The sequence below is a fragment of the Rhodococcus gannanensis genome (assembly GCF_042681175.1).
In the GTDB taxonomy this organism is placed as follows: domain Bacteria; phylum Actinomycetota; class Actinomycetes; order Mycobacteriales; family Mycobacteriaceae; genus Rhodococcus_G; species Rhodococcus_G gannanensis.
On record NZ_JBHUFB010000003.1, the window covers coordinates 40,893 to 55,654 of the forward strand.

Genomic DNA, 14,762 nt, shown 5'->3' on the forward strand with positions numbered 1-14,762 from the left:
TCAGTTCTTGTAGCTGCGCAGTACACCCTTGCTGATGATCGTCTTCTGGATCTCGCTGGTGCCCTCGCCGATCAGCAGGAACGGTGCCTCCCGCATCAGCCGTTCGATCTCGTACTCCTTCGAGTAACCGTAGCCGCCGTGAATGCGGAAGCTCTCCTGGGTGACCTCGGCGCAGTACTCGCTTGCCAGGTACTTCGCCATGCCCGCGGCGACGTCGTTGCGCTCACCGGAGTCCTTGAGGCGGGCGGCATTGACCATCATCAGGTGCGCGGCCTCGACCTTCGTCGCCATCTCCGCGAGCTTGAAGGAGATGGCCTGGTGTTCGACGATCGGTTTACCGAAGGTCGACCGCTGCTGGGCGTAGCGGGCGGCGAGCTCGAAGGCGCGGATGGCTATCCCGCAGGCGCGGGCGGAGACGTTGACGCGGCCCACCTCCACGCCGTCCATCATGTGCCCGAAGCCGAGACCCGGTGTGCCACCGAGAACGTCGTCGGCGGAGGCTCGGTAGCCGTCGAAGATCAGCTCTGTGGTGTCGATGCCCTTGTACCCCATCTTGTCGATCTTCCCGGGGATCGTGATGCCGGGGACCACCTCGCCGAACCCGGCGGGCTTCTCGATCAGGAAGGTCGTCAGGTTCTGATGCGCCTTCGCGGCGCCCTCGTCGGTTTTCACCAGTGCCGCAACGAGAGTGGAGCTGCCGCCGTTGGTGAGCCACATCTTCTGGCCGTTGATCACGTAGCCGTCGTCGTCGCGGGTGGCTCGGGTTCGGATCGCCGCGACGTCGGATCCGAGTTCCGGTTCGGACATCGAGAACGCGCCCCGGACCTCGCCGGTGGCCATCCGAGGCAGGTAGTGCGCCTTCTGTGCGTCGGTGCCGTGCTGCCGGATCATGTACGCGACGATGAAGTGGGTGTTGATCACGCCGGAGATGCTCATCCACCCGCGTGCCAGTTCCTCCACGCACAGGGCATAGGTGAGCAGAGACTCACCGAGTCCGCCGTACTCCTCGGGGATCATCAGCCCGAACAGGCCCATCTCCCGCATCCTGTCCACAATCGCCTGGGGATAGGTGTCGGAGTGTTCCAGTTCCTGCGCGTTCGGGATGATCTCCTTGTCCACGAAGGTGCGTACCGCGGCGAGGATGTCGGTCTGGAACTCGGTCAGTCCGGGGGTCTGGGCCAGCTTTGTCATCGCGCGTCCTTCTGTGCGGTCGGGGCGGACACCTTCACGATTCCGCGGGCGGTGAGATCGGTGAGCCGGTCGGCACTCAGGCCGAGGCGCTCGGCGAGCACGGCGGCGGTGTCGTCGCCGTTCGCCGGTGCAGGACGGGGCGCCTCCCGCCTGCCGTCGATCGCCATCGGCAGTCCGGGCGCGAGGTGCGGACCGATGCGAGGCTGGTCCAGCACGGAGAACATCGGGTTGTCGGTGACCATCGGGTCCGCCGCCAGTTCACGGAACGTCCGGTACCGCTCGTGCAGGACCGAGCTCGCCGCCAGCGCCTCGGCCGCCTCCACCGCCGTGTGCTCGAGGAACCATGATCGAATCAGACCGGAGAGGGTGTCGCGGTGCCGGAACCGGGTTCCCTCGTCCCGGAAGTCCACGCCGAGAGCCGTTTCCAGCGACTTGACCGCGTCGGTGGTGCCGGTCAGTGCGGTCAGGTCCGCGAAGTGCCGCGGCGTCAGGGCCACGAGCATGAACCGCGCCCCGTCGGAGGTGACGACGTCGGTGCCGAACGTGCCGTAGACGGCGGTACCGAGTCGTTCCCGATCCGGTCCACCGAACTGGGCCTCCGCGAGATAACCGAGATTGCCGACGGTCGCCAGTGCCACGTCCTCCAGGGGCAGCACGATCCGGGCGCCCAAGCCGGTGGCGTCCCGGCGACGGACCGCCGCCGCCACCGCCAGCGCCATGTACAGGCCGGCTGCGACGTCCCACGCGGGCAGCAAGTGGTTCACCGGTGCCGACACCCCCACCGGGCCCGTGGCGAGGGGGAATCCCATCGCCGCGTTGACCGTGTAGTCCACCGCGGCGCCGCCGTCCGCGCGACCGAGCAACTGCACGTGCACCAGGTCGGGTCGTCGTGCGGCGAGAGTGTCGTGGTCCAGCCAGTCACGGCCCGCGGCGTTGGTGACCAGGATGCCTGCGTCCACGATCAGGTCGGCGATCAACGCCTGCGCCTCTGGGTCGCGGAAGTTCGCGGCCAGCGACCGCTTTCCCTTGTTCAGGCTGGCCCAGTACAGCGACTCGCCGTCGTCGGTGAGTGGCCACCGGTGGTAGTCGGCCGCGCCGCCGATCGGGTCGACGCGCGTCACGTCGGCGCCGAGCTGTCCGAGCGTCATCCCGGCGAGCGGCACCGCGACGAAGCTCGACACCTCGACGATGCGTGTGCCCGCCAGGAGGAGTCCGGCGTCCGGACCGGGGGTTGGCGTCACCAGTGCACTCCTTCACGTCGAAGCCGGATCGTCGTCGGATTCGCCGGCACATCGTGTCCATCGTGCCCCGAGATCGTGTCGGTGCTCCCCGCAAGTTGCCTATCGGCGGGATAGGGGGTGCCAATGGCGGGTGCTCGCGGTGGAACCGGACGGTCCCGGTGTGCGTCGAACTTCGTGGGGCGTTCACAGGGTGTGGACGGACAGGGGGGATCCAGGTGGGACAACCGTTCGAAGTCGACACCGACGCGCTGCGCGCACTCGCCGCCTCGCTGAACGGCGAGGCGGACCGGATCGCCGGGGTCGACCCGTCCGCCGCGATCGGGGCCGTCGCGGCCGGGATGCCGGGTTCGGCTGTCGGTGCGGCGGCCGGCCGTGCCTGCACCCCACTCCTCGACGCGTACCGCGTCAGGACCGACGCGCTGCGGGAGATGGCCGCAGCCGCGCGGTCGAGCGCGGACGGCTACGCCGACACCGACAACGCGTTCCGTGCGTCCCTCGGCGTCACCGGCGGTGGTCTGTAAATGGTCACCCTCTCGCAGCTCCGCACCTGGCAGCCGGATCTCCTCGCGACTGCGGGCGATGCCGCCGCCGCCGCGAACCGCGTCTTCGGTGATGCCACGACGGCTGCGGCCACACACGTCGACTCCGCCCGCGCGACGTGGCGCGGTGACGCCGCCGAAGCCGCCGGCGACCGTTCGACGTCGGAACGTGCCGCAGCTGGCCGCGTCGCGACCGCCGTCACGGCGCAGGCCGATGCCCTCCACCGGGCCGCCTCGGGTCTCGGACCGGCCCGCACCGCGGCCCTCGCGATCGCCGACGACGCCGTCGCATCGGGGTTCGCCGTCACCGACGACGGCCGCGTCACCGCGCCGCCGTTCGTCTCCGGAAACCCCGTCGCCGACCTGATGCTCGAGGCCCACCTCGCCGAACTGGCGCAGGTCCTCGAAGCTCGGCTGGTACCCGCGCTGGACACCGTCGCCGAACTCGACGCCCGCGCAGCCGCAGCACTCGACGCCGCCACCGCCGAACTCGGGGGCGCCGGCACCGTGGCGAAGAGCATCGCCGGCGGGGACCTGCCCGCACCTCCCGCCGCCGACGCGTCCGCGGACGAGAACGAGAAGTACTGGGACTCGCTCGACGAGGAGCAGCGTCGGCGGATCGTCGACGAGCACCCCGACTGGGTCGGAAACCGTGACGGCATCCCCGCCGCGGTCCGCCACGAGGCGAACGTCAGCCGATTCGACGAGGAATGCGCCCGCCTCGAAGCCGAACGCGACCGCCTCCAAGGCGCTCTCGACGACAACCTCTTCGGTGGCACCTTCACGAACGACGACGCCGCGCTCTGGTACACCGAGCAGAAGCTCCGTGACCTCGAGGAGATCGAGAACATCGTCGCCGCGAACCCGGGCGGCCGACTGATGCTCCTCGACCTGCAGTCCGGAGAACGGGGCATGGCCGCGTTCGCGGTGGGCGACCCCGACACCGCCGACCACATCTCCGTCACCACTCCAGGGCTGAACACCAACATCGACGAGTCCTTCAACAGCATGGTCGACGAGGCGGACGCACTGAAGAAGGAAGCCGAGAAGCAACTGGACCGCGCCGGTCGCGGTGACGAGACCGTGGCCTCGGTCGCCTGGCTGGGATACGAGCCGCCCCAAGCGGGCACCGGTCCCTCCAACCCGATCTCGGACGGGTTGCGTGGTTACGGCGATGTGGTGCAGACGGATCGCGCGAACGCCGGCGCCCCCGAGTTGGCCTCGTTCTTCGACGGACTCGATGTCGCCTCGACCCGCCCGGACCCCCACATCAGCGCCCTCGGACATTCCTACGGTTCACTCACCACCGGCCTCGCGCTCCAGGACCCCGGGCCGGGCCAACCCGTCGACGACGCCGTCTTCTACGGGTCACCCGGCATCAACGCAGGTGACGAATCCGATCTCGGTCTCGCCGAGGGCCACGCGTACGTGATGGAGGCCGACGGCGACGTCTTCATCCCGGAGGCAGGCAAGGTTGGACTGTTCGGCCCCGACCCGAGTACGTCCGACTTCGAGCAGCTCTCCACTGACCCGGGCCGAAGCCCCGACGGCATCACCCGCGACGGCGTCGGATCACACAGCGAGTACCCGCAATTCGGCGAGAACCAGGAGCTGCGCATGTCCGGATACAACATGGCCTCGATCGTGGCGGGCCTTCCCGACCAGGTGGTGTACCGATGAGCCTCCGAACCCGGCCGTGGTTCGCCGCATTCGCCACCACACTCACCCTGCTGACCACGGCCTGCGGAGGCATCATGGAGAACCCGTACAACCACACCGACGAGGAGATCGCCGACGCAGCCGCGATCCTTCCCACCCGTCCGACGCTCGAAGTGACGGAAGCGGAGATCACTGCCGCGGTCCTGCAGATCGCCGATGCGGCAGGAGCGATCGCGCCGGAGCTTCGCTGGGAATGGAAGAGGGAGCGCAGCCAATCGAGCTGTGGTGGAGCGTTCGGCAAGACCGACGGCCGGGAGGTGGACCTGCCGAACTACGTATCGGCGGTTCCGATCCCCGACACCGCCTGGCCCGCCGTTCTCCAGGCCGCCCGCGACATCCTCACTCCACTCGGAATCACCAACCTGACCGTGTACGTCGACAAACCCGGAGACCACGACGTGATCTTCACCAGCGACGACGGACGACACGTCGACCTCGGAACCAAGGTCGCCGCCCTCGTCAGCGCCGGGACGGGATGCCGACTACCCGCCGCCCACACCGGCCCGACGCCGTGACCGCGCTCCGCGTGATCCGCACCCCGGACCCGGAGGCGTGGCCATGACCCCCGGCCCCCGGTTCGAGGAACTGGCAGCGAAGGCGCGTCGGGTCCACGACGCGGTGACGCTCGTGCGCGGGCACGCGCGGTCCGCCGCCGGACACGTGGCCGTGGAAGCGGACGCCGCAGGCTCCATGGTCGCCCTGGTGATCGACGACGGCGGCCTCGCCCTCGGTGCGACCGCGCTGGCCGCGGCCATCGCCGACACCCATCGTGCGGCGTGCGCCGACGCCACACGTCAGGCGCAGGCACTGCGGGACGAACTCGTGGCGGACCCGCTGGTCGCCAGGGTCGTCGCAGGAGTCGGTTCCACCGTCTCCGCCGCACCACGGTCGCCGGTCGAACCCGCCGACGAGGACGAGGACGGCGCCCACTTCCGGAGCGGAGTTCTCCGGCCGGCGTGGAACGACTGACGTGGGTCAGCCGGTCGGGTGGGAACCGGCTCGCACGACGGCGGCGAACGCCTGGCCGACCGGTGACAGTGCGTCCGGATCGAACGCGACGCCGAAGGTCCGGGTGATCGGTGGTTCCACGGGCCGCACCACGGCGCGGTCGGCGACGGCCTCCGCGAGCGAACGCTCGATGATGGTGCCACCGAGCCCCGCGAGAACCATCGGGATGCGCGCCTCACGGTGTTCGACGAGCACGGCCAGTTCCACCGTGGCCCCGGCATCGCGGATCGCCTCCTGGATCTCGTCGGCGACGGACGGGCCCTGCGGTACGAACACCATCGGGACGTCGGGCAGCTCCGACAGTGGGACCGGGCCGTCGGGGAGCGCCGTCCCCGGCGGGTACGCCAGCCAGTACTCCTGGGACCCGAGCTCGATCACCTCGAGGCGCGGGTCGTCGATGGGCAGGTGCACGACGACGAACTCGCTGTGGCCGTCCCGGATCAGTGCCGACGCGGCGGATTCCTCGACCAATTCGCCGAATCCGACGACGACGTCCGGGTACGCGTGACGGAACGCCGCCACCAGCGGCACCACCTCCGGTGCCAGGGCGGAGAACGCGGCGATATCGAGGTGGCCGGTGAGTCCGTCCTCGGGCGCGCCGAGCATGTCGTGCACGGCGGTGATGTCGCGGAGGATCTTCCGTGCAGGGCCGACCAGGCTCCGCCCGGCCGCGCTGAGCACCATCCCGCGTCCCACACGCACGAACAGTGCGACCCCGAGTTCGCGTTCGAGTCCGCGCAGTGCCTGCGAGATCGTCGGCTGCGCTACCCCGAGCGCCGCCGCCGCCCCGCCGATGCCCTCGTGCTCGGCGACGGAGAGGAAGTAGGCCAGTTCGCGGCGTTCCATCAGACCGCCTCGATCCCGTGACCGGCGGTGCCGGTGGCGTCCACCGCCGCGGCCACGAACGCCTCCGCTGCGGGAGAGACGGGACCGGATCGGAGCACCAGCCCGACTCTCCTGGTCAGGGGAGGGTGCACGGACCGGAGCGCCGCGCCGGGAATGTGCTGTTCCGCGACGGATCGCGGCACCAGCGCGCAACCGGCGCCTCGGGCGACGAGCTCCCAGGTCGCCGCGGGGTGCGCGCAGTCGACGACGACGGTGGGGCCGTCGGTGTCCTCCGGGTCGTCCGCGACGGCGCCCTCACCCAGCGCGTCGACCACGGGGTCCGTGCCGCCGCGCCCCGACACGTCGAGGATGAGCGGCAGGGCCCGCACCTGCTCCCGCGTCACCGGGTCCGGCACGCCGGCGGCCAGTTCCGGGGGCAGTGCGAGGACCAGGTCCTGGGTCAGGAGCGGCACCGTCCGCATCGACCCGGTGTCGGTGGTCGCGAGGTCGACGATCCCGATCTCCGCGGACCCGCGACGCAGCGCGTCGAGGACACCCCGCGCGCCGGGGGTGTCGTGGATGCGGACCATGACCCGTGGGAACCGGTCCCGGAACACGCGGACCATGCTCACCATCGGATCGATGGAGAAGGGGGAGGAGGTGACGAGGTCGACGCGTCCGGCGTCGAGTTCGCGGACCGCCGCGACCCGCTCCTTGGCGCGTTCGACGTCGGCGAGGATCTGACGGGCCGCGACGTCGAGTCTGCGGCCGTCCTCGGTGAGTTCGAGTTGCCGTCCGCTGCGGTCGAAGAGGGTGGTTCCGAGGCGACGTTCGAGGGTGCGGATCGCCTGCGAGAGCGACGGCTGCGAGATGTAGAGGGCGTTCGCCGCCTTCGTGATGCCGCCATGGTCGACCACCGCGACGAAGTAGGCGGCGAGGTGCAGATCCACCGGCCCATCGTAGAACCGGCGGATCCCGACCCGTGTCACGGCCTGTCGGCCCGGTGACCGTGCGCCGGACCGGCGGCGGTCACGGGACGATCAGCGTCACGACCTCCGCGACGCAGGCCGGCTTGTCGGAGCCTTCGATCTCGACGACGAACTTCGTGGTCAGGAACGCGCCCGCTTCCTTGCGTTCGAGTGCCACCGGCGTCGCCGTCGCACGGATGCGGGATCCGACCCGTACCGGTGACGGAAAGCGAACCTTGTTGCTGCCGTAGTTGACCCGAGCCGATCCGGTGCCGATGGAGTACAGGCCGCCGCCGAGGATCGGCAGCAGCGACAGCGTGAGGTAGCCGTGCGCGATCGTCGCGCCGTACGGCCCCGTCGCCGCGCGTTCGGGGTCGACGTGGATCCACTGGTGGTCACCGGTGGTCTCCGCGAACGCGTCGATGCGGTCCTGCTCGACCGTCATCCACTCGCCGGGGCCGATCGGGGTGCCGAGGGCCGCTTCCAGGGCGTCCAGCGACTCGAAGGTGGTGGCAGCGCCTGTCGTCATGGTCAGCTCACTTTCTCGAAGATCGCGGCCAGGCCCTGCCCGCCGCCGATGCACATGGTTTCCAGTCCGTACCGGCCGTCGCGGCGGTGCAGTTCGCGGGCGAGGGTGCCGAGCATGCGGCCGCCCGTGGCGCCGACCGGGTGTCCGAGGGAGATGCCGGAGCCGAGCACGTTGGTGCGCTCGAGGTCGGCCTCGGCGAACTTCCATTCGCGCATCACCGCCAGCGCCTGCGCGGCGAACGCCTCGTTGAGTTCGATCAGGTCGATGTTGCCGAGCGTCAGGTTCGCCTTGCGCAGCGCCACCTCCGTGGCCGGAACCGGCCCGATCCCCATGATCTTCGGCGCCACCCCGGCGAGGCCCCAGGACACCAGCTTCACCAGTGGACGCAGGCCCAGTTCGGCGGCCTTCTCCGCGGTGGTGACGATGCACATCGCGGCGGCGTCGTTCTGGCCGCTGGCGTTGCCCGCGGTGACGGTCGCGTCCGGATCGGTCTTGGCGAGGACCGGCCTGAGCGCCGCGAGCGACTCCATCGTGGTGTCGGCGCGCGGGTGCTCGTCGGTGTCGATCACGGTGTCGCCCCGCCGGCCCGGCACGGTGACGGGCACGATCTCCTCCGCCAGCAGGCCGGACTGCTGCGCCGCCACCGCGCGCCGGTGGGAGTTCATCGCGAGCCGGTCCTGCTCCTCGCGGGGGATGGCGTACTCGCGGCGCAGGTTCTCCGCGGTTTCGAGCATGCCGCCGGGGACCGGGTGGAAGCGTCCACCCGCGGTTTCGCGGGCCCGGGCGAGTCCGTCGTGGATGGTGACGCCGCCCCGCGCGCCGCCCCAGCGCATGTCGGTGGAGTAGAACGCCGCGTTGCTCATGGACTCGGTGCCGCCGGCCACGACGAGATCGTTGTCACCTGCCGCGACCTGCATCGCCGCCTGGATCACGGCCTGCAGGCCGGAGCCGCAGCGGCGGTCGACGTGCATGCCGGGGACGGTGACGGGCAGTCCGGCGTCGAGGGCGACGACCCGACCGATGGCCGGCGCCTCGCTGTTGCCGTTGCAGTGCCCGAGGATCACGTCCTCGATGTCGTCGGGGGAGATGCCGGTGCGTTCGATGAGTCCTTTCAGCGCGGTGACGCCGAGATCGACCGCGGTGAGGGACGTGAACATGCCGCCGTAGCGGCCGATCGGGGTGCGGACGGGCTCGCAGATCAGTGCTTCACGCACGAGTGACTCCTCGGGATGCCGAATCGGACTGTGGTGCAGGACGTGTCACATGAAGCGCCCACCGGTGACGTCCATGCGGGTTCCGGTCATGTACGAGGACAGGTCGGAGGCCAGGAACAGTGCGACACCCGCGACCTCCTCGACCTCGCCCGCCCGGCCCATCGGGATCTCCGCCATCTTCTGGTCCCACGCCTTCTGCGGCATCGCCTCGGTCATCGCGGTGCGAATCAGCCCCGGTGCGATGGCGTTGACGCGAACACCATGGTGTGCAAGTTCTTTCGCGGCGGCCTTGGTCATCCCGAGGATGCCGGCCTTGGCGGCGGAGTAGTTGGTCTGCCCGACCATGCCCACCTTCCCGGACAGCGACGACAGGTTCACGATCGCGCCGGACTTCTGCTCGCGCATGATCGGGGAGGCCAGTCGGATGCCGTTCCAGGTGCCCTTGAGGTGGACGGAGATGACCTGGTCGAACTGTTCCTCGGTCATCGTCCGCATGGTCGCGTCGCGGGTGATGCCTGCGTTGTTGACGAGGACGTCGAGGCTGCCGAACGCCTCCACTGCAGTGTCGAGCATCGCCTGCACGTCGTCGCCGGAGGTGACGTCGCAGCGCACACCGCGCGCGATCCCGTCGCCGCCGAGCCTGTTCGCGGCCTCCTTCACGGCCGTCTCGTCGACGTCGCCGAGGACCACCCGGGCTCCCTCGGCGACGAAGCGCTCGGCGATGGCGAAGCCGATTCCCTGTGCGCCGCCGGTGATCACGGCGGTGCGCTCGGACAGCAAGGGCATGGACACTCCTCGAATCGGGGCCGGCGGTTCGGTGCCGAACGTGGCAGGACGCCAACGGATTCCACCCTAGCCACGGCCCGGTGGACGGTGGAAGGGCTCGCGGCCGGATCGGTGATCCGAATTGGCTAACGCGGGGGTAGGCGGATTCGTATTGGACACGGTCGGACCCGGTGAGGAGGGTGGATGCCATGACGACTGCCATTCCTGCCGGTGGCGTGGTACCCGGCGGCGCCGAGGTGAGCGCCGAGGACTTCGCGGAGATCCTCACCCAGACGAGGCGGTTCATCCGGTCCGTGGTGCTCCCGCGTGAGCAGGAGATCGCCGACTCCGATGCGATCCCCGACGACATCCGCACCGCTGCGAAGGAGATGGGGCTGTTCGGCTACGCGATCCCGCAGCAGTGGGGTGGTCTCGGCCTGAACCTCGTGCAGGACGCCGAGCTGGCGATGGAGTTCGGCTACACCACCCTCGCGCTGCGCTCGATGTTCGGCACCAACAACGGCATCGCCGGGCAGGTTCTCGTCGGATTCGGTACCGACGAGCAGAAGCGGCGCTGGCTGGACCCGATCGCCTCCGGGGAGGTCGTCGCCTCGTTCGCGCTGACCGAGCCCGGCGCCGGCTCCAACCCGGCAGGCCTGCGCGCAAGGGCGGTGCGCGACGGCGACGACTGGGTGATCTCGGGGGAGAAGCGCTTCATCACCAACGCGCCGCTCGCGGACCTGTTCGTGGTGTTCGCCCGCACCCGCCCCCGTGACGAGCAGGGGGAGGGCATCGCCGTCTTCCTCGTCCCCGCGGACGCGCCCGGCGTCACGGTGGGTGCGAAGGACCGCAAGATGGGGCAGGAGGGCGCCTGGACGTCGGACGTGCACTTCAGCGAGGTGCGGGTGCCTGCCGACGCGCTCGTCGGCGGCGACGAGGACGCCGGCTACCGGGCCGCGATGACGTCACTCGCCCGAGGCCGCGTGCACATCGCCGCGCTCGCGGTCGGGCAGGCGCAGCGCGCCCTCGACGAGTCCGTCGCCTACGCCGCGACCGCCACCCAGGGCGGCAACCCGATCGGGGAGTTCCAGCTGGTGCAGGCGATGCTCGCGGACCAGCAGACCGGCGTGATGGCGGGCCGGGCCCTGGTGCGCGATGCGGCGCGCGCGTGGGTCGACGAGACGGACCGCCGCATCGCGCCGTCGGTCGCGAAGCTGTACTGCACGGAGATGGTCGGCAAGGTCGCGGACCTCGCCGTGCAGATCCACGGCGGCACCGGTTACATGCGCGACGTTCCCGTCGAGCGCATCTACCGGGACGTGCGTCTGCTGCGCCTGTACGAGGGAACGAGCGAGATTCAGCGCCTGATCATCGGGCGGGGCCTCGTCAAGGCCGCGAAGTCGGCCGGCTGACGTGACCGGTCCCGGTCCGCTTCCGCTCGACGGTTACCTGGTGGTGGCGCTCGAGCAGGCTGTCGCGGCGCCGCTCGCCACCCGGCACCTCGCCGACCTCGGTGCGCGGGTCGTCAAGGTCGAGCGGGTCGGCGAGGGTGACTTCGCCCGCTCGTACGACGACACCGTGCACGGGCAGGCGTCGCACTTCGTGTGGCTGAACCGCGGCAAGGAATCACTCGCGGTGGACCTCAAGTCGCCCGACGGCGTCGAGATCGTGCGCGAGCTGGTGTCGCGGGCCGACGTGTTCGTGCAGAACCTCGCGCCCGGTGCCGCCGACCGGTTGGGACTGGGCGCCGACGAGTTGCGCGCCCGCGATCCGCGGCTGATCGCGGTGAACCTGTCCGGTTACGGGGCCGACGGGCCGATGCGCGACCGCCGCGCGTACGACCTCCTGATCCAGGCGGAGGCCGGATTGGTGTCGGTGACGGGCACCCCGGAGACCGCGACCAAGACCGGGATCCCGACGGCGGACATCGCCGCCGGGACGTACGTCTGCAACGCGGTCGTGTCGGCGCTGCTGCGCCGCGAACGGTTCGGGGACGGCGCCACCGTGGACGTGTCCATGTTCGACGCGACGGTGGAGTGGCTGGGCCACCCGCTGTACGTGCAGATGTACGCAGGGCGGCAGGTGCCTCGGATGGGACTGAGTCACGCCGTCATCGCGCCCTACGACGCCTACCCGACCCGGGACGGGGAGATCCTCATCGGTGTCCAGAACGACCGCGGCTGGCGAGCGCTCGTCGTCGACGTGTTCGGCCGCCCCGACCTCGCCGACGACCCGGATCTGCGGACCAACATCGACCGCGTCCGGAATCGCGCCAAGTGCGACGCCGCGGTCGGGGCCGAGACCGCCGGCTGGACCACCGCCGACCTCGACGCCCGCCTCGCCGAGGCCGGAGTGCCCGCCGCGCAGGTCCGCGACCTCGCCGGCGTCGTCGATCATCCGCAGCTCCGCGACCGCGACCGGTGGCGGACGGTGACCACCCCGGCCGGTCCCGTCGAGGCGGTGCTGCCGCCGATGACGTTCCGCGACGTGGAGCTCTCGATGGGTGAGGTGCCCGCCCTCGGCGCCCACACCGACGCCGTGCTCACCGAGTTGGGGCTCGCCGACCGAATCGGCGACCTCCGCGGCTCCGGCGTGGTCGGCTGAGACCGGCTCCGCCGGATGGGCGCAATGTCACATCGTGCGTACTGGACGCACACGATGTGACATCGCGCCCGCCGCGGGCTCGTGTGGTCGTGTGTGAAATGGGTCTGCGACGGGACGTCGCGACTGCGGGCGCCGCTCCGGCTCCTAGAATCGCAGCGTGGGGAACAAGTCGGTCACCAGCTACGAGGTCGCGCGCCGCGCCGGCGTCTCGCAGTCCACGGTGTCGCGAGCCCTCCGGGGCGATCCCCGCGTCGTCGAGTCGACGCGCGAGCGGATCCGGGAGCTGGCCCTCGAGATGGGGTACGTCCCCCACGTCATGGCCCGGAGCCTGATCACGCAGCGGTCGGCCTCGATCGCGGTCGTCAGCGGCGACCTTCGCAACCCCTCGTACCCGACGCTGGTCAACACCCTGCAGGACCGGTTCGCCCAACACGACTACCGCGTGTTGCTGATGAGCGACCGCACCGAGGGCACCCTGGAGAAGGACATCCTCGCGCTGCGCGGCGGGCTGGTCGACGGCGTCGTGTTCATCTCGTCTCGCCTGGACTCGCCGATGGTCTCGGAGATGATCGACTGGAAGATTCCGCTCGTGATCCTCAACCGGGACGTCGACGGCAGTCAGGCGGGTCGCGTGGATCGCGTGACGTCCGACAACGTGCGCGGTGGGCGACTCGTCGCCGAGCACCTGGTCGAGATGGGCCATCGCAGGATCGGATTGATCTCGGGTCCTTTGGAGAATCCGAGTGTGAAGCTGCGCGAGTCCGGGCTCCGGGACGGCCTGGCCGAGCACGGCATCGTGATCGACGAGTCGCTCGTGTACCGGGGTGCGGTGGATGCGAGCACCGGTTTCGACGGCGGGATGGCGTTGCTGAGCCGCGACGAACCGCCGACCGCGTTGTTCTGCGCGACGGACTTCATGGCATACGGCACCCTCGACGCGGCCAAACGCCTCGGTGTGCGGGTGCCCGACGAGCTGTCGGTCGTCGGGTACAACGACCTCGACGCGTCCGGATGGTCGATGTTCGACTTGACGACGGTCCGGCAGCCGCTGGAGGACATGGCGACGGCGGCGTCCGAACTGCTGCTTGCGCGCATCGACGGCGCCGCGGGTGCGCCGGTGCACCGGAACTTCGACGTGGAGTGGGTCCAACGGGGTAGTGCGGGCCCCGTCAAAGACCGTTAACCGGCGCAACGAATCCGTTACCTCGGCGGACCGGTCCGGCAATAATGCCTGAATACATTCGAAGTCATAGCGAAGGCAACGACGCCACGCTTCCTCATTCACCCGCAGTGTCAGGAGCGCGACATGGAATTCGGTGTATTCATCCCGATCGGCAACAACGGCTGGCTCATCTCGAAGAGCGCTCCGCAGTACATGCCGTCGTTCGAGTTGAACAAGGCGGTCGTGCAGAAGGCGGAGGAGCACGGACTCGACTTCGCCCTGTCGATGATCAAGCTCAAGGGCTTCGGCGGTGAGACCGAGTTCTGGGACCACAACCTCGAGTCCTTCACCCTGATGGCCGGCCTCGCAGCCGCCACCGAGAAGATCAAGCTGTTCGCCTCCACTCCGATCCTCACCCTGCCGCCTGCGATGGTGGCCCGAATGGCATCGACCATCGACTCCATCGCCCCCGGCCGCTTCGGCGTCAACATCGTGACGGGCTGGGCGCCCAACGAGTACACCCAGATGGGACTGTGGCCCGGCGAGGAGTACTTCGGCTACCGCTACGAGCAGGCCACCGAGTACGTCACGGTCATGCGCCAGCTGTGGGCCGATGGCGTCAGCAACTTCAAGGGCAAGCACTACACGATGGACGAGTGCGTGCTCTCCCCGCGCCCGACCGGCGGGGCCGTGCCGATCGTCGCCGCCGGGCAGTCCAAGAGCGGCATGAAGTTCGCCTCGGAGATGGCAGACTTCAACTTCATCATGGGCACCGGGATCAACACGCCGACCGCGATCTCCGACGCCACTGCGACCCTTGTCGACGCCGCTGAGAAGACGGGTCGCGACGTCGGGGCCCTGACCCTGTTCATGATCATCGCCGAGGAGACCGACGAAGCGGCACAGGCGAAGTGGCAGGACTACCACGACAACGCGGACCTCGCCGCGCTCGGCTACATGGCGGACCAGTCGTCGGCCGATGCCTCGGCCGACGACG

At 69.9% G+C, this 14,762-nt stretch carries 15 protein-coding genes; 8 read left to right on the top strand and 7 right to left on the bottom strand.

The genetic code is table 11. The features are described from left to right. Both ACFSJG_RS02115 and ACFSJG_RS02120 read right to left on the bottom strand, forming a co-directional pair. Positions 1–1,191, bottom strand: coding sequence for an acyl-CoA dehydrogenase family protein (locus tag ACFSJG_RS02115; RefSeq protein WP_378483556.1), 1,191 nt, complete (start codon positions 1,189–1,191; stop codon positions 1–3). Next, positions 1,188–2,432, bottom strand: a complete 1,245-nt coding sequence (locus ACFSJG_RS02120; RefSeq protein WP_378483557.1) for a CoA transferase — start codon at positions 2,430–2,432, stop codon at positions 1,188–1,190. Before ACFSJG_RS02120 ends, ACFSJG_RS02115 begins: the two co-directional genes overlap by 4 nt. 215 nt (positions 2,433–2,647) lie before the next feature. On the opposite strand from ACFSJG_RS02120, the gene ACFSJG_RS02125 reads away from it, so the two are divergent. From ACFSJG_RS02125 to ACFSJG_RS02140, 4 genes are read left to right on the top strand one after another with little or no spacing between them, the layout of a single operon-like run. Next, positions 2,648–2,953, top strand: a complete 306-nt coding sequence (locus ACFSJG_RS02125) for a DUF7162 family protein (RefSeq protein WP_378483558.1) — start codon at positions 2,648–2,650, stop codon at positions 2,951–2,953. Next, a complete protein-coding gene (locus tag ACFSJG_RS02130; RefSeq protein ID WP_378483559.1) occupies positions 2,954–4,651 on the top strand; it encodes an alpha/beta hydrolase in 1,698 nt (565 codons plus the stop codon). Further along, positions 4,648–5,205, top strand: coding sequence for an LppA family lipoprotein (locus ACFSJG_RS02135; protein WP_378483560.1), 558 nt, complete (start codon positions 4,648–4,650; stop codon positions 5,203–5,205). Before ACFSJG_RS02130 ends, ACFSJG_RS02135 begins: the two co-directional genes overlap by 4 nt. A 43-nt stretch (positions 5,206–5,248) precedes the next feature. Then, positions 5,249–5,659: a hypothetical protein gene (locus ACFSJG_RS02140; RefSeq protein ID WP_378483561.1), complete on the top strand. Its 411-nt coding sequence runs from the start codon at positions 5,249–5,251 to the stop codon at positions 5,657–5,659. A gap of 6 nt (positions 5,660–5,665) precedes the next feature. Here ACFSJG_RS02140 and ACFSJG_RS02145 read toward each other — a convergent pair whose 3' ends face one another. The 5 genes from ACFSJG_RS02145 to fabG form a co-directional block, all read right to left on the bottom strand. Next, on the bottom strand, positions 5,666–6,544 hold the full coding sequence (locus ACFSJG_RS02145; RefSeq protein ID WP_378483562.1) for a LysR family transcriptional regulator: 879 nt from the start codon (positions 6,542–6,544) through the stop codon (positions 5,666–5,668). After that, positions 6,544–7,473 (bottom strand): LysR family transcriptional regulator, encoded by a 930-nt coding sequence (locus tag ACFSJG_RS02150; protein WP_378483563.1) that lies wholly within the window; start codon positions 7,471–7,473, stop codon positions 6,544–6,546. Before ACFSJG_RS02150 ends, ACFSJG_RS02145 begins: the two co-directional genes overlap by 1 nt. A gap of 79 nt (positions 7,474–7,552) precedes the next feature. Continuing rightward, positions 7,553–8,020 (bottom strand): MaoC family dehydratase, encoded by a 468-nt coding sequence (locus ACFSJG_RS02155; protein ID WP_378483564.1) that lies wholly within the window; start codon positions 8,018–8,020, stop codon positions 7,553–7,555. Between the two features lie 2 nt (positions 8,021–8,022). After that, the gene (locus tag ACFSJG_RS02160) at positions 8,023–9,234 is read right to left on the bottom strand and encodes an acetyl-CoA C-acetyltransferase (RefSeq protein ID WP_378483565.1); all 1,212 of its coding nucleotides are present in this window, start codon (positions 9,232–9,234) and stop codon (positions 8,023–8,025) included. Between the two features lie 45 nt (positions 9,235–9,279). Further along, on the bottom strand, positions 9,280–10,020 hold the full coding sequence (fabG, locus tag ACFSJG_RS02165; RefSeq protein WP_378483566.1) for a 3-oxoacyl-ACP reductase FabG: 741 nt from the start codon (positions 10,018–10,020) through the stop codon (positions 9,280–9,282). Positions 10,021–10,208: 188 nt separating this feature from the next. Between fabG and ACFSJG_RS02170 the strand changes: the two genes are divergently transcribed. The 4 genes from ACFSJG_RS02170 to ACFSJG_RS02185 all read left to right on the top strand — a co-directional run. Next, on the top strand, positions 10,209–11,411 hold the full coding sequence (locus tag ACFSJG_RS02170; RefSeq protein ID WP_378483567.1) for an acyl-CoA dehydrogenase family protein: 1,203 nt from the start codon (positions 10,209–10,211) through the stop codon (positions 11,409–11,411). 1 nt (position 11,412) lies between these two features. After that, on the top strand, positions 11,413–12,603 hold the full coding sequence (locus tag ACFSJG_RS02175) for a CaiB/BaiF CoA transferase family protein (RefSeq protein ID WP_378483568.1): 1,191 nt from the start codon (positions 11,413–11,415) through the stop codon (positions 12,601–12,603). Positions 12,604–12,760: 157 nt separating this feature from the next. Next, positions 12,761–13,786, top strand: a complete 1,026-nt coding sequence (locus tag ACFSJG_RS02180; protein WP_378483569.1) for a LacI family DNA-binding transcriptional regulator — start codon at positions 12,761–12,763, stop codon at positions 13,784–13,786. Positions 13,787–13,909: 123 nt separating this feature from the next. Then, positions 13,910–14,762, top strand: an 853-nt coding sequence (locus tag ACFSJG_RS02185; RefSeq protein ID WP_378483570.1) for an LLM class flavin-dependent oxidoreductase, incomplete at its 3' end; no start/stop codon positions are given.

Coding starts and splice junctions, on each gene's coding strand:
- ACFSJG_RS02130 (WP_378483559.1), top strand. CDS start 2,954: ATGGTCACCCTCTCGCAGCTCCGCACCTGGCAGCCGGATCTCCTCGCG.
- ACFSJG_RS02135 (WP_378483560.1), top strand. CDS start 4,648: ATGAGCCTCCGAACCCGGCCGTGGTTCGCCGCATTCGCCACCACACTC.
- ACFSJG_RS02155 (WP_378483564.1), bottom strand. CDS start 8,020: ATGACGACAGGCGCTGCCACCACCTTCGAGTCGCTGGACGCCCTGGAA.
- ACFSJG_RS02140 (WP_378483561.1), top strand. CDS start 5,249: ATGACCCCCGGCCCCCGGTTCGAGGAACTGGCAGCGAAGGCGCGTCGG.
- ACFSJG_RS02145 (WP_378483562.1), bottom strand. CDS start 6,544: ATGGAACGCCGCGAACTGGCCTACTTCCTCTCCGTCGCCGAGCACGAG.
- ACFSJG_RS02115 (WP_378483556.1), bottom strand. CDS start 1,191: ATGACAAAGCTGGCCCAGACCCCCGGACTGACCGAGTTCCAGACCGAC.
- fabG (WP_378483566.1), bottom strand. CDS start 10,020: ATGCCCTTGCTGTCCGAGCGCACCGCCGTGATCACCGGCGGCGCACAG.
- ACFSJG_RS02170 (WP_378483567.1), top strand. CDS start 10,209: ATGACGACTGCCATTCCTGCCGGTGGCGTGGTACCCGGCGGCGCCGAG.